At 63.7% G+C, this 13,469-nt stretch carries 15 protein-coding genes; 8 read left to right on the forward strand and 7 right to left on the reverse strand.

Features of this window, described 5'->3' with window-relative positions; genetic code table 11:
* Window positions 1-76: 76 nt before the first annotated feature.
* Complete coding sequence (locus ASF84_RS26620) at window positions 77-403, reverse strand: hypothetical protein (protein ID WP_056841897.1); 327 nt, start codon at window positions 401-403, stop codon at window positions 77-79.
* A gap of 215 nt (window positions 404-618) precedes the next feature.
* On the opposite strand from ASF84_RS26620, the gene ASF84_RS26625 reads away from it, so the two are divergent.
* The gene (locus ASF84_RS26625; protein WP_056841898.1) at window positions 619-1,356 is read left to right on the forward strand and encodes a hypothetical protein; all 738 of its coding nucleotides are present in this window, start codon (window positions 619-621) and stop codon (window positions 1,354-1,356) included.
* 12 nt (window positions 1,357-1,368) lie between these two features.
* Here the strand turns inward: ASF84_RS26625 and ASF84_RS26630 are convergent, their stop codons facing one another.
* The 3 genes from ASF84_RS26630 to ASF84_RS26640 all read right to left on the reverse strand — a co-directional run bounded on the left by ASF84_RS26630 (window position 1,369) and on the right by ASF84_RS26640 (window position 5,578).
* Entirely contained in the window at window positions 1,369-3,405 is a 2,037-nt protein-coding gene (locus ASF84_RS26630; protein WP_056841899.1) for a TonB-dependent receptor, read from the reverse strand.
* 367 nt (window positions 3,406-3,772) lie between these two features.
* Window positions 3,773-4,861 (reverse strand): endonuclease/exonuclease/phosphatase family protein, encoded by a 1,089-nt coding sequence (locus tag ASF84_RS26635; protein WP_056841900.1) that lies wholly within the window; start codon window positions 4,859-4,861, stop codon window positions 3,773-3,775.
* Between the two features lie 54 nt (window positions 4,862-4,915).
* Entirely contained in the window at window positions 4,916-5,578 is a 663-nt protein-coding gene (locus tag ASF84_RS26640; RefSeq protein ID WP_056841901.1) for a YciC family protein, read from the reverse strand.
* A gap of 179 nt (window positions 5,579-5,757) precedes the next feature.
* Here ASF84_RS26640 and ASF84_RS26645 point away from each other — a divergent pair, with 179 nt between their 5' ends.
* The 3 genes from ASF84_RS26645 to ASF84_RS26655 all read left to right on the forward strand — a co-directional run bounded on the left by ASF84_RS26645 (window position 5,758) and on the right by ASF84_RS26655 (window position 7,610).
* A complete protein-coding gene (locus ASF84_RS26645; RefSeq protein WP_056841902.1) occupies window positions 5,758-6,396 on the forward strand; it encodes a DUF2076 domain-containing protein in 639 nt (212 codons plus the stop codon).
* 88 nt (window positions 6,397-6,484) lie between these two features.
* Window positions 6,485-6,964 carry a LabA-like NYN domain-containing protein gene (locus ASF84_RS26650; protein ID WP_056842013.1) on the forward strand — a complete coding sequence of 160 codons (480 nt, stop codon included), beginning with the start codon at window positions 6,485-6,487 and terminating at the stop codon, window positions 6,962-6,964.
* Window positions 6,965-6,998: 34 nt separating this feature from the next.
* Window positions 6,999-7,610, forward strand: coding sequence for a 3'-5' exonuclease (locus ASF84_RS26655; RefSeq protein ID WP_056841903.1), 612 nt, complete (start codon window positions 6,999-7,001; stop codon window positions 7,608-7,610).
* On the opposite strand, the gene ASF84_RS26660 is transcribed toward ASF84_RS26655, so the two are convergent.
* Window positions 7,588-8,073, reverse strand: coding sequence for an Lrp/AsnC family transcriptional regulator (locus ASF84_RS26660; protein ID WP_056841904.1), 486 nt, complete (start codon window positions 8,071-8,073; stop codon window positions 7,588-7,590). The genes ASF84_RS26655 and ASF84_RS26660 overlap by 23 nt on opposite strands.
* A 167-nt stretch (window positions 8,074-8,240) precedes the next feature.
* Here ASF84_RS26660 and yedA point away from each other — a divergent pair, with 167 nt between their 5' ends.
* Window positions 8,241-9,143 carry a drug/metabolite exporter YedA gene (gene yedA / locus ASF84_RS26665; protein ID WP_056841905.1) on the forward strand — a complete coding sequence of 301 codons (903 nt, stop codon included), beginning with the start codon at window positions 8,241-8,243 and terminating at the stop codon, window positions 9,141-9,143.
* A gap of 62 nt (window positions 9,144-9,205) precedes the next feature.
* Complete coding sequence (locus ASF84_RS26670; protein ID WP_056841906.1) at window positions 9,206-10,534, forward strand: DEAD/DEAH box helicase; 1,329 nt, start codon at window positions 9,206-9,208, stop codon at window positions 10,532-10,534.
* Between the two features lie 34 nt (window positions 10,535-10,568).
* On the opposite strand, the gene ASF84_RS26675 is transcribed toward ASF84_RS26670, so the two are convergent.
* A complete protein-coding gene (locus ASF84_RS26675; protein WP_056841907.1) occupies window positions 10,569-11,804 on the reverse strand; it encodes a TIGR03862 family flavoprotein in 1,236 nt (411 codons plus the stop codon).
* Window positions 11,805-11,929: 125 nt separating this feature from the next.
* On the opposite strand from ASF84_RS26675, the gene ASF84_RS26680 reads away from it, so the two are divergent.
* A complete protein-coding gene (locus ASF84_RS26680) occupies window positions 11,930-12,169 on the forward strand; it encodes a CopG family ribbon-helix-helix protein (protein WP_056842014.1) in 240 nt (79 codons plus the stop codon).
* Complete coding sequence (locus ASF84_RS26685) at window positions 12,159-12,383, forward strand: type II toxin-antitoxin system RelE/ParE family toxin (protein ID WP_056841908.1); 225 nt, start codon at window positions 12,159-12,161, stop codon at window positions 12,381-12,383. The genes ASF84_RS26680 and ASF84_RS26685 overlap by 11 nt, the downstream gene beginning before the upstream one ends.
* Before the next feature lie 68 nt (window positions 12,384-12,451).
* Here ASF84_RS26685 and ASF84_RS26690 read toward each other — a convergent pair whose 3' ends face one another.
* Window positions 12,452-13,378, reverse strand: a complete 927-nt coding sequence (locus tag ASF84_RS26690; RefSeq protein WP_056841909.1) for a histone deacetylase family protein — start codon at window positions 13,376-13,378, stop codon at window positions 12,452-12,454.
* Window positions 13,379-13,469: the final 91 nt, after the last annotated feature.

A 13,469-nucleotide genomic window follows, 5' to 3' on the forward strand; every position in this document is an offset into this window, starting at 1 on the left:
CGGTAGTGAATTAATATCCAATAAAATCAATAATTTATTTTGTGTTGATGAGCGTGCGGCGGCGGTCTCTCAGCGCTTACCCGCGGCGGCGATCATAGTAGTAGCGACGATCGTGGCGGTCATGCTGACGGTAGTGATGACGCGGTGGCGGTGCATAGCGGCGGTGCTCATAGTGCGAACGGCGCGGCGCGTAGTAGTGGTTGCGGTATTCACGCGGCGCCGGGCGACGATAGTGATGACGGTCATCGTAGCGGTCGTTGCGCGCGAGCAGGGTGGCCGGGGCCGCATCGACCGACGCGCCGGCAAACACGGGCGCATCCAGGTGGCGATCGGCGGCGCCGGCAGTACCGGCCACCAGCAGGCTGGCGGACAGCAACAGAATTCTGGTGATCTTCGAAAACATGGTGTGTCTCCTCATGTGGCCTGTGTATTGGCCATGTATCCATAAGACACCGGTTTTTTGTAAATCCAGGTACAGAGTCTGTAAAGGTCAGGTAAAGGTCTCGGCAGGGTCTGCACGCCAGAAATGACCAATTCAAGCGTTATGGCAGAGCGTTATGAATCCTCAGCGTCAAACCGTTGTCTGCATAGGGCTTATTCAATGACAGGAGTTGATCGATGACCCAGGATGAAACCGTGGACTACACCCGGGTGCCTGCCGGCATGCAGCCGTTTCCGGCGCCAGAGTCGGTGTTCGTGCCCGACCAGCAGGAGCTGGCCATCCACTTGCACCCCTTGTTCAGCCTCGACATCAGCACGGTCAATCCCGAGTGGTCGGGTGTGCTGCACATGCTCAGCCCGCTGGAGCCCTATGAAAGCCTGGTCGGTGAACTCACCGAATGGGACGGCTATCACGGCGACCTGCTCAAGACCAACTGGATCGGCTTCAAGCTCGAAGACGGGCGTTACCGCCTGTGCGGCGACCCGCGCTATTTCTTCTTGCACAAGGACAATGCCGGCCTGCCGGACCCGCACCCAGGCGCCCGGGCCGACCTTGAGCGCCATTACGCCGAGCAGCACCAGGCCTACGCGAAGGCCGCCGAGGTGTACAAGGCCCGTGGCATCCTGGTGCGCCCGGACTGTGATCACGACGAACCGGTCACGTTCGTCGAGCAACTGGGCGGCGAGGCGGGGCTGGGCAACTGGGTCGAGACCATCGAGTTTCCCAAGGAGATCATCGAAGTCGATCCCGACAACGGCGACTACCTGGTCTATCCCCTGAGCCCGGCCGGCAACCGCTTTTATCACGTGGCCAGCGCTCACGGCTGGAACTACCGCAGCGCCGGGGCTGACCTGATCGTGATGCTGTACGAGCCCATCGAAGGGCTGGTGCTGTTTTCGTTCGATTACAGTTGAGTCGGCCGACACTCAAAAGCTCATCTTCACCCCCGCTTGCACACTGCGACCGGCCGCCGGCACTTCATCGCGCAGAATCGAGCTGGCGTAGCGCACCGTCTGGTTATTGAGGTTGTCGCCCTTCACAAACGCCAGCCACTCGCTCTGGCCCACCTCGAAGCGGTAGCCGAGGCTGGCATTGAGCGTGGTGTAGCCGTCGCTGTCACGTTCGGCGCGCGGCACGCGGTGCTGGGCGCTGGCGTGCTCGGCGCCGAGGCTGGCCTGCCATTGGTTGTAGTCCCACAGCAGCGCGGTATTCAGGCGCAGCGGTGCGATGCGGGGCAGGGCCTCGCCGGTGTCGCGGTTGTTGGCGCGGGTGTAGTCGGCCGAGCTTTGCAGCGCGAAGTTACCGTATGGGGTTTGCGCCAGGCGCCACAGGTCCTGGGCTTCAAGGCCCCAGAAGTCAGCCTTGACGCCGCTGTACAGGTATTCGGGCAGGGCGTCATCGTCGCTGGCGGCGACTTCTTCACCGTCGTCGTTCAGGAAGCGACCGCTGCCCAGCAGGCCGATGTAGTTGGAAAAGCGGCTGTAGAAGACCCCGACACTGCCTTTGTGGGTGCCGTTATCAAAGCGCAGGGCCAGGTCGGTGGACCAGGACTTTTCCTTTTCGGCATTGGCATCGCCCACTTCATAGGTGCCGGTCGCTTCGTGCGGGCCGTTGGCGTACAGCTCGTAGAAGGTCGGGGCGCGCTCGGTGTAGCTCAGGGTACTGGCCAGCGACCAGATATCGGTCAGTTTATAGACCGCGCCGAACGACAGGCTGCCGGCGCTGAAGCTGTGGCTGGCGTCGCTGCCTTCGAAGCGTTCGTTGCCGTCGGCCTCCGGGCGCAGGCGGGTGTGTTCCAGGCGGCCGCCCAGGGTCATATCGAGGCGCTCGCTGGCTTGCCAGTTCTCCAGCACAAACAGCGCTGCACTGTCGGTGTCGGTGCGCGGCACGAAGGCTTCGGCGCCCAGGGCCTGGAACTGGCTGCTGGCGACCTGTGCGCCGATCACACCTTCCAGCGGGCCGATGGGTTTATGCCGGGCCTCGATACGAGCCTCGTAGCCATCGTTCTTGAACACCGTGCCGGTTGCACCGTCTTCGATCTCGCGGTGCTCGTAGGTGGTGTGGCCAACGTCCAGCTTCACCGAACTGAACGGGCCTTCAAGGTCGCGGATTTCCGAGGCCAGTGCGTAATGGCGCTGTTCCATGTCGATGCGCACCGCGTCTTCGGCCGGCGAGCCGTAATTGCTGTCGTATTCGTCGTAGGACAGACCCACAAAGCCATGATCCCAATGGTAGGCACCACCGATGGCACCGCCGTCCTGACGCCCGTCGCTATTGGCCACGCGGTGCTTGCTGTCGTCACCGTCGAGGGCGCGTTGATCACGCGAATGGGCGTAACCGGGGATGCGCAGGTCGTTGAACTGGCGCGAGTTGGCGTCCAGGTGCAAGGCAAAGTTGCCGTCGCCCGCTTCCAGCTTGCCGGCGCTGCTGCGCGTGGTGTCCGCGCCGCCATAGCGCAGCTCGCCGCCGCCGTGCACCCCGTCGATCGGCGCGGTGGGGATGCGATTGTCGAAGGTGTTGACCACCCCGCCGACGGCGCTGCCGCCGTACAGCAAGGCCGCCGGCCCGCGCACGACTTCGATGCGCTCGGCATTGGCGGCGTCGTAGGGCACGGCATGGTCATAGGACAGCGACGAGGCGTCCAGCGCGCCGACGCCATTGCGCAGGATACGAATGCGGTCGCCATCGAAGCCGCGAATCACTGGCCGGCTGGCTGCCGGGCCGAAGTAGGTCGACGACACTCCGGGCAGGGTGTTCAGGGTCTCGCCCAACTGTGCCGACTGGCGCAGGGTCAACTGATCGCCTTCCACCACGCTGGTCGGCGATGCCAGGGTGTCGCTGCGCAATGGGTTGGCGGTGATGACCTGCGGATCGAGCGTCACGGTTTGCGCGGCACTGGCAGGCTGGGTGGCGAGCAGCGCGCCGGCCAGCGCGGAAAGGGGAAAGGCGAATCGGACGAGCATCGGAGTGATCCTGAGGATTTGAATTGTTATGTTACAACATAACAATATTTCGTCCAGATGAAACTGCGGGCGCGTTGCAAGGCTGGTGGGCAGGGGGGGTAGGAGCGCGCTTGCCCGCGACCGGCTGCGTTAGCAGTCGTAAAATTGTGGCGTTTCGCAGATTTCTGTGAGCGCTTTGCGCTTAATCGCGGGCAGAGCCCCCTCCCACAAGGAGTGAACTTAAAACTCAATAAAATCAATAAGTTATTTTATTTTTGATGGGGGCGCGCTTGCCGGACCACCGCGACCGGCTGCGGAGCAGTCGTAAATTTGCAGCGTTTCGCAGATTTTGCGAGCGCTGCGCACTCGGTCGCGGGCAAGCGCGCTCCTACGGGAGTTTGGGTAGCAGCAGGCGTGCCAGGACGGGCAGGTGATCGGAGATGTCCAGCGTATCGGCCTGGCGTACCTGGGCGTCGAGGCGCTTGAGGGCGGGGTTGTAAAACAGGTAGTCCAGCGTGCGGTCCGGGCCGTCGAGGCGCGGGTCGTTGGGCCAGTGGGTCAGCCAGCGGCGACGTTCGATGCCGCTGGCTTCGCTGTTGTCGGGGATCATCGGGTAGGTGTCCCACAACCGGTGCAGCGGGCTGTCGGGCGGGTAGGGCTGGCGGTGTCCAGCGCTCAGACGCGCATATTGGCCCAGGGGCAGCAGGTTGAAGTCGCCGCCGATCAACCACGGGGTGCCATTGCCGGTCAGTTGATCGAGCAACCGGGCGGTGGCTTCGACCTGCTGGTGCAAGGTGTCGTCGCCCGGCCGGGGTGCATACAACTGGGTGTTGATCGCCGCCAGCCGGCTGCCATCGCTCAGTGGCAGGTAACTGATCAGCAGCGCAGGCTTGGGCTGGAACTGACGTGATACGAAATTGGCCGCCTGCACCGGTAGTTGCAGGCGCTCGGCGCTGTCGATGCGGTAGCGGCTGAAGGTGGCCATTTTCAGGCCGACGCTGCCCCATATATGCGGATGGGGCACGAACCCGGCCTGCCATTGCCACGCTTGGGTACTGCAGGGGTAGAGGTCGACCAGTCGTTCCTGGAGCAGGGCTGCCTGGTTCTGGTAATCGGTATTCTTGGCGCCGTCGCTGACTTCCTGCAGCAGCACCAGGTCGGGCTGTTCGTCACGGATCACCCGTACCACTTCATCGAGGTTGAACGCCAGGTCTTCAGCGGTGGGGCGTTCGTCCGGGTCACTGCCGGCGGCCGGTTCGTACCAGAACACATAGCGCTTGCCGGCCAGGTACTGAATGTTCCAGGTCATGACTTTCAAGGCCTGGCCAGGCACCAGCAGCGGTGCCCGGGGCGTGCTGCAGGTTGCCTGGACCGGCTCACGGGGCAACGGGCGCCAGGTCAGGTGACTGATCGCCAGCCACAACCCGGCGATCAGTAGCAGGGTCAACACACTCAGACGCAAAAGGATTCGGGTCATCGCGCGGATGGGCCTCCTGATGGACTGGGGGTGAGCATAGTCGACAACGACGGCTCAGGCCTTGGGTGCGTCGCCTTCAACCAGCATGAACAGACGGAACATCACCACGCCCATGAACAGTTGCAGAAAGCTGGTCAGGCTGTCGAGCAGCAGCGACACGCCAGGCCCTTGTGGCTCGGGCAGCAGGTACAGGCCGACGCCTTCGATCATCGACAGCGGAATATAGATGCACAACAGGCACACCAGGATGCGCAGGAAATGCCCGGTGGTCATGTGCATGCTCTCGCGCATGGCCATCATCGGCGTGCGCTGGCGCAGCACCAGCAGGTATTCACTGAACGCCAGCTTGATCATCACCCACAGGCCCGGCAGCACGAACAGCGACAGGCCGAACATGATCAGCAGGGTGCTGACTGCCGACAACACCGCAAAGCTGGGCCACAGGCGCAGGGTCATGGCCCAGATGTCGACCGTGCGTGGCTGTTCGCCGCGGGTGCGGGCGTCGAGCAGCAGGATCAGTGCGCCGCTGTACAGCGGGTAGAAGAACAGCCCCACCAGCAGTTCGTAGGCGTGCGAGGCATTGTTGGTCACGGCATTGCCGACGGCTTGCTTGGCCAGCGACTCAAGCACCACCAGCGGCAGGCACAGCACCATGATGCTGATCAGGTTGTGGCGAAAGAAGTACAGCGAGTCCTGGAGGATGTTCAGCGGATTCATGGAGGTCGGTCATGGGAAAAGGGCGGCGAACACTGTAGCCCATTGGTCGACGGCGATCCAAGCACGCCCGTCTGCAGCGGGCTTCTTAACTTTTTTGTCATGTGCTTGAAGCGCCTCAGGGCAGCCCCATTACTTGTACCAGGCTGCCTGTGGCCTTTTACGATCCTTGCGAGGTGCGTATGAACAACCAAGAGCAAACCCTGATCGATGAGCTGTTCTCGAAGCTGAAAAATGCCGAGGCCAGCGCCGGCGCCCGTGATGCGAGCGTCGAGGCGCACATCAATGAGCACCTGCGCCGCCAGCCGGCCGCGCCTTATTACATGGCCCAGGCCATCGTGGTACAGGAAGCGGCGGTCAATCAGCTCAACCAGCAGGTGCGCGAGCGTGACGAGCAGATCCGCCAGCTACAAGCCCAGGTGCAGCAGGCGCGCAGTGCGCCGGCCAGTGTCGGCGGGGGCTTTCTGTCCGGGCTGTTCGGTGGTGGCCAGGCGGCACGCGAGCCCGCACCGCGCCCGGCGCCCGGCGGTTGGAACGAGCCTGGCAGCGCACCGCCTGCCGCCCCGGCAGCGGTGCCGGCCAAGGGCAGCGGTTTTCTTGGCAGCGCCCTGCAAACGGCGGCCGGGGTCGCGGGGGGCGTGATGCTGGCGCAGGGTATCAGCAGCCTGTTCGGTCACCACAGTGCGCCGCAGGAGATCGTCGAAGTGATCCAGAATTCACCGTCACCGGGTTATGCACAGGATGATTGGTCGAACCGTGATCAGGATTATCTGGCCGGCGATGACAGCGCTGCATTCGATGACGATGACAGCTTTGTCTGATTGAGCATTGCTTCGGGTTTCTGCACATGCGCACATCGACCGCGCATAACTGGCATACTGCGTGCTGTTTGCATTCAGGGAAGTGACAGTGAAAAAGATCGCGGTGTTTGCCGATGTGCAGAACCTCTACTACACGGTGCGCCAGGCGCACGGCTGCCACTTCAACTACGCCGCGTTCTGGGCCGACGTCAGCCAGCATGGGCAGATCGTCAAGGCATATGCCTACGCCATCGACCGCGGCGACAGCAAACAGCAGCAGTTTCAGCAGATCCTGCGCAACCTGGGTTTCACCGTCAGGCTCAAGCCCTACATCCAGCGCAGCGACGGCTCGGCCAAGGGGGACTGGGACGTGGGCATCACCCTGGATGTGATGGAGCATGCCGCCGAGGTCGACGAAGTGGTGCTGGCTTCCGGCGATGGCGACTTCGACCTGTTGCTCGAACGCATCATCGACCGCTACAAGGTCGAGGCCGTGGCCTATGGCGTGCCGGGGCTGACCGCCAACTCGCTGATCCGCGCCGCCACCCGCTATGTGCCTGTCGAAGGCGCACTGCTGCTCAAGAATTGAACACCTGATACTGCAAGGAAAAAGGGTACCGATCGTGGAACGTATTGCCGTCATCGACTTTGAAACCACGGGCATCTCGCCCGGCCCAGGCTGCCGTGCCACTGAAGTGGCGGTGGTGATCATGGAAGAGGGGCGCATCGTCGACCGCTATCAGAGCCTGATGAACGCCGGGGTGCGCATTCCCGAATTCATCGAGGCCCTGACCGGCATCAGCAACGCCATGATCCGTACCGCGCCGGCGGCCGATCAGGTCATGGGCGAGGTCGCCGACTTTGTCGGCGGTACGCCGCTGGTGGCGCACAATGCCTCGTTCGACCAGAAATTCTGGGACTTCGAGCTGGCGCGCATCCAGCGCAAGCGCGAACAGAGCTTTGCCTGTTCGATGCTGTTGGCCAGGCGACTGATTCCGGGGGCGCCCAACCACAAGCTCGGCACCCTGACCCGTTACGCGCGCCTGCCCAACACCGGCCAGGCGCACCGGGCCATGGCCGATGCCGAGATGGCTGCCAACCTGATGGGCTACATGACCGGCCAGTTGCGCAACCAGCACGGCCTGACCCACATTTCTCACCAGATGCTGTGCAGCCTGCAAAAGGTTCCGGCGGCAAGGATCCTGGAAACCCTCAGGCGTCAGCGCGGGCTTTAAGCGCAGGCGCTGCGCCACTGCCCAGATGGCCGGCCGGCAATGGCCGCTCGACCGGCGTCGACAGCACGATCGAGGTCTTGCTGAAACCAAAACGCGCCACGCGATCCAGTAACTGCTCCAGGTGCTCCATCGAGTCAACGGCGGCGCGCATGATCACGCACGGATCACCCGTAACCCGATGGCACTGGATCAGCTCGGGAAACTTGTACAGCTCCTGATACGCCTGCTGGTTGCCATGGCTGCCCAGGCGCAGCTCGATCATGCACTGGATCGGCAGGCCGACCTTGGCCAGGTTGATCGTGGCCTGGTAACCGGTGATCACCCCCTGGCTTTCCAGCTTGGCAATGCGCTCGGCCACCGCCGGCGCCGACAGATTGACTCGTCGTGCGAGTTGCGCGAATGACGCCCGGCCGTTTTCCAGCAGCGCATCGATCAGCATGCGATCGTATTTATCCAGTTCCACAAGGCGTCTCCTGCAAACAAAAGTGCCGGGTATCGAATCAAAGGCCAAAGCCTCGTAGTACCGTTGATTCGAAATTATTCACGCAGTTTAAACAGGTTTATCTGCTTAAGATTCCTCTTGTGCCTTCTTAAAATAGGCTCACCATAAGAATGGATTTCGAGCCTGCCATGCCGACTGCCCGCCGCTTTCCCCTGTTGCTCATTGGCGCCTTCCTGGCCCTGTACCTGATATGGGGCTCCACTTACCTGATGATCCGCATTGGCGTGGCCTCCTGGCCGCCGTTGATGATGGCTGGAATACGCTTTCTGATTGCCGGCGCCTTGATGTACGGCTACCTGCGCTGGCGTGGGGTGCCGGCACCGACCGGCGCGCAGTGGAAGGCGGCCGCGATTATCGGCTTGCTGTTGCTGGGCTGCGGCAACGGCGGAGTGACCCTGGCCGAGCATGCCGACGTGTCTTCGGGCGTGGCGGCGCTGGCGGTGGCGACCATGCCGCTGTTCACCCTGCTGTTCGGGCTGTTCTGGGGCAACCGCACCACGCGCCTGGAATGGGCCGGCATTGCGCTGGGCCTGATCGGCATCGGCCTGCTCAACCTGGGCTCCAACCTGCAGGCCAGCCCGTATGGCGCCGCCTTGTTGATCTTTGCTGCCGCCGCCTGGGCGCTGGGCTCGGTGCTGAGCAAGCACCTGCCGTTGCCCAACGGGCCGATGGCCAGCGCTGCCGAGATGCTGACGGCCGGCGCCATGCTGATGGTTGCCAGCCAGTTGTGCGGCGAGCGCCTGGAACAGATGCCCACGGCCGCCGGCTGGGGTGCGCTGGCGTACCTGGTGGTGTTCGGCTCGATCGTGGCCTTCAGCGCCTACATGTACCTGCTCAAGAACGTACGCCCGGCCGCCGCCACCAGCTATGCCTACGTCAACCCGGTGGTCGCGGTGGTGCTGGGCATGTTGTTCGCTGGCGAGCACGTCGGCCCCGAGGAGGCGCTGGCGATGCTGGTGATCATCAGCGCGGTGATCCTGATCGGCCTGCCGCAGTGGCGCCGGCCGGTGCTCACTCAGGCGTCGACCTGACGGACAGACCGGCGACAGGGTAAACTGCGCGCCTTGCGCTGAATTTTCCCTACGGTATTTCCATGACATTCGCTTCTCTTGGCCTGATCGAACCCTTGCTGCGTGCGCTTGAGGCGCTGGGCTACCAGACCCCGACGCCTGTCCAGGCCAAGGCGATTCCCGCCGTGCTCGAAGGCCGCGACCTGATGGCCGCCGCCCAGACCGGCACCGGCAAGACCGCAGGCTTTGCCCTGCCGCTGCTGCAACGCCTGACCCTGGAAGGCCCCAAGGTGGCGGCCAACTCGGTGCGGGCGCTGGTGCTGGCGCCCACCCGTGAACTGGCCGAGCAGGTGCACGCCAGCTTCAGTCAGTACGCCGAGCACGTACCGTTGAGCACCTATGCGGTGTACGGCGGCGTCAGTATCAACCCGCAGATGATGCGCCTGCGCCGTGGCGTGGACGTACTGGTGGCGACGCCAGGCCGCCTGCTGGACCTGCACCGGCAGAACGCGGTCAAGTTCAATCAGGTACAGGTCCTGGTGCTGGACGAAGCCGACCGCATGCTCGACCTGGGCTTCTCCGAAGAGCTGCGCGGCATCTACAACGTGCTGCCGAAAAAGCGCCAGACCCTGCTGTTCTCCGCCACCTTTTCCGACCCGATCCGCCTGATGGCCGGGCAGATGCTCGACAACCCGCTGAGCATCGAAGTCAGCCCGCGCAATGCGGCCGCCAACACGGTCAAGCAGTGGGTGGTGACGGTCGACAAGAAGCGCAAGACCGAGCTGTTCATCCACCTGCTCAAGCAACAGCGCTGGGGCCAGGTGCTGGTGTTTGCCAGGACCAAGGTCGGTGTCGACCAATTGACCGAGCGCCTGCAAGGGCTGGGCATCAAGGCCGACGGCATTCACGGCGACCGCCCGCAGGCTACCCGCCAGCGCGCGCTGGACAGCTTCAAGACGCGTGAAATCCAGATTCTGGTGGCCACCGATGTCGCCGCCCGTGGCCTGGACATCGACGATCTGCCGACCGTGGTCAACCTCGACCTGCCGATCGTGGCCGAGGACTACGTGCACCGCATCGGCCGCACCGGTCGCGCCGGGCAGACCGGCGAGGCGATCTCGCTGGTGTGCGCCGATGAAGTCGAGCAGCTGGCGGCCATCGAAGTGCTGATCCGCCAGACCCTGGTGCGCAACGACGAACCGGACTTCATCCCTGATCACCGGGTGCCGGTCACCGACGCCAGCGGGCAGATCCTCAAGAAGCCGAAAAAGCCCAAGAAACCCAAGGCCAGCGGCAAGGGCAACCTGGGCAAGTGGGTCGACAGCGGCGATATCGAACCCACCGCCCCGACGGCCAAACCGGTGCGCAAGGTCCCGGTCTTCAACACCGGCCCGCGCAAGCGCAAGCCTTGAAGACGGTTGCAGGGGCGGGGGTGTAACGGGGCGGTCAGCGCGATAGCCAGCGCAGCACGCCCTGCGCGGCGGTTCGCCCGCTGGCAAAGCAGGCGGTCAGCAGGTAGCCGCCGGTCGGGGCTTCCCAGTCGAGCATCTCGCCGGCGCAGAACACCCCCGGCACGGCCTTGAGCATCAGTTGCTCATCCAGTGCCTCGAAGCACACGCCACCGGCGGTGCTGATCGCCTCGTCCAGCGGCCGGGCCTTGACCAGCGTCAGCGGCAGGGCCTTGATCGCCTGGGCCAGCAACGCCATATCGTTGAAATGCCCGCCGGGCGCCAGCTCGCGCAAAAGTGCGGCCTTGACGCCTTCCAGTCCCAACTGACCACTCAAGTGCTTGCTCATCGAGCGCGACCCGCGCGGTTTGCCCAGCGCCTTGTGCACCGCCTCCAGCGGCTTGTTCGGCAGCAGGTCGACCAGCACCGTGGCCTGGCCGTGGCGGTTGATCTGCTCGCGAATCGGCGCCGACAACGCATACACCAGGCTGCCTTCGACGCCACACTCGGTGAGCACGCATTCGCCCGGGCGTGGCGGCAGGTTATCCACTGTCATGGCAATGTTCTTCAGCGGCGCGCCGGCAAATTTGCTGCGCAGCACCTCGCTCCAGGCGCTGACCTCAAAGCCGCAGTTGCTGGCCTGCAAGGGCGCGGTCTGGACGCCCTTGGCCTGCAGCCACGGCAGCCAGGCGCCATCAGAGCCCAGCCGCGCCCAACTGCCCCCGCCCAGCGCCAGCAGCACTGCCGCCGGGCGCAGGGCCAGTTCGCCTTCGGGGTTGGTCACGCGCAGGCTGCCGTCGCGGTTCCAGCCCAGCCAGCGATGGCGGTTGTGCAGCACCACGCCGCCCTCGCGCAGACGCTTGAGCCAGGCGCGCAGCAAGGGCGCCGCCTTCATGTCGGTGGGAAACACCCGCCCGGAACTGCCGACAAAGGTGTCGATACCCAACTCGTGAATCCACTGCCGCAGCGCCGGGGCATCAAAGCCCTGCAGCAACGGCTCGATGGCCTGCGCTCGCTCGGCATAGCGCGCAACGAACGCCGGATAGGGCTCGGAATGGGTGATGTTCATGCCGCCGACCCCGGCCAGCAGGAACTTGCGGCCCACCGACGGCATGGCGTCATACAGATCGACCCGCACACCCGCCTGGCTCAGCACCTCGGCCGCCATCAATCCGGCCGGCCCACCCCCGATGATGGCGACAGATGCAGGGGCAGGGGAGGTCGATGAAGTCATGGGCAAACCGAGGGCCGTGGTACGAAAGGGGTGGGCATTCTACCTGAGATCAGGTGTTGGGCATGTGGATACGGTCTGCGTGGCACTATATGTTTATGTCCTGTGCACTTTTTTCGGAGGCCATAATGCCCGGCATGACGATACAAATTTCCGATGAAATGGCTGCCACGCTTTCGAATCTGGCCAAGGCGACGGGTCGAACCACGTCTTGGCTGGCGACAGAAGCACTCAAACACTACCTGGACCGTGAAATCTGGCAATCAGCCGAGATACAGCGGGCCGTGCAAGAGGCCGATGCCGGTGATTTTGCCAGCGATGAAGAGGTGGGGGCCGTAATGGCCAAGTGGGCGGGCGATGCGCGTTGAATGGCTGAAGACCGCCCTCGAAAATCTTGACGATGAGGCTGCCTGGATCGCCCGTCACAATCGCCAGGCCGCCATGAATTTTGTGAAGGCTGTACAGCAAAGCACGGGGCAGCTTGCACTGTTTCCCGAAATGGGTCGCCAGGGGCGAGTGGCGGGCACTCGCGAATGGACCATCCCTGATTATCCCTATCTGATGCCCTATCGCGTCCACTAAGGTCGCCTACAGATCTTGCGTCTTTTCCATACGCGAAGGTCGCCACCTTCCGATTGGTAAAAGCACCCTCACATCGTGCTCAGCCCCCTCTTGACCCACACCTTCTGCGCACTGTGGTGCAGGATCCCGTGCCTGCGTGCCAAGGCCTGGCGGTCCTTGCTGTAGCCGCCGCCGATCACGCCCATCACCGGGATATCTCGCCCCAGGCAATGGTTCAGCACCGCTTCGTCGCGGGCGGCCAGGCCCTGGTCGGTGAGGTTCAGGTAGCCCAGCGCATCATCTTTGTGCACGTCGACGCCGGCGTCGTACAGCACGATGTCCGGTTTGTAGAACGGCAACAGGTAGTTGAGGGTCTCGTCCACCACCTGCAGGTACTCGGCATCGCCCATGCCCATGGGCAGCGGGATGTCCCAGTCGCTCTGTGCCTTGCGCGCCGGGAAGTTCTTTTCGCAGTGCAGCGACACGGTAATGGCGTCCTCGGTGTCGGCCAGCAGGCGGGCGGTGCCGTCGCCCTGGTGCACGTCGCAGTCGAAGATCAGCACCTTGCCGACCCGGCCGCTGCCCAGCAGGTACTGGCTGATGATCGCCAGGTCGTTGAAAATGCAGAAACCGGCCGGGTAGTCGTAGTGGGCATGGTGGGTGCCGCCGGCCAGATGACAGGCCAGGCCATGCTGCAGGGCGTGCTGGGCCGTCAGCAACGAGCCGCCCACGGCACGCACGGTGCGCCGGGCCAGCGCTTCACTCCAGGGCAGGCCCAGGCGACGCTGGTCTTCGCGTGACAGCGTGCCACTCATGAAGCGCTCGATATAGGCGCGATCATGGGCCAGGGCCAGAATATCCGGTGGGCACAGCGGCGGGCGCAGCAGTTGCGCATCGTCGGTGATGCCACTGTCGACCAGGTGATCGCGCAACAGGCGGAACTTGTCCATCGGAAAGCGGTGATCGTCCGGAAAGGGCGGGCTGTAATCGTCGTGGTAGATGAGCGGCAGGGACATTTTTCGTGCGCTTGAGGGTCCAAGCGCGATAGTGCCAGTAATGCCATCAGGCGCACAGCCGTGTCGCATGATCACCGCCAGAATCAGAATC

The organism is Pseudomonas sp. Leaf127 (genome assembly GCF_001423155.1).
Lineage (GTDB): Bacteria > Pseudomonadota > Gammaproteobacteria > Pseudomonadales > Pseudomonadaceae > Aquipseudomonas > Aquipseudomonas ovata.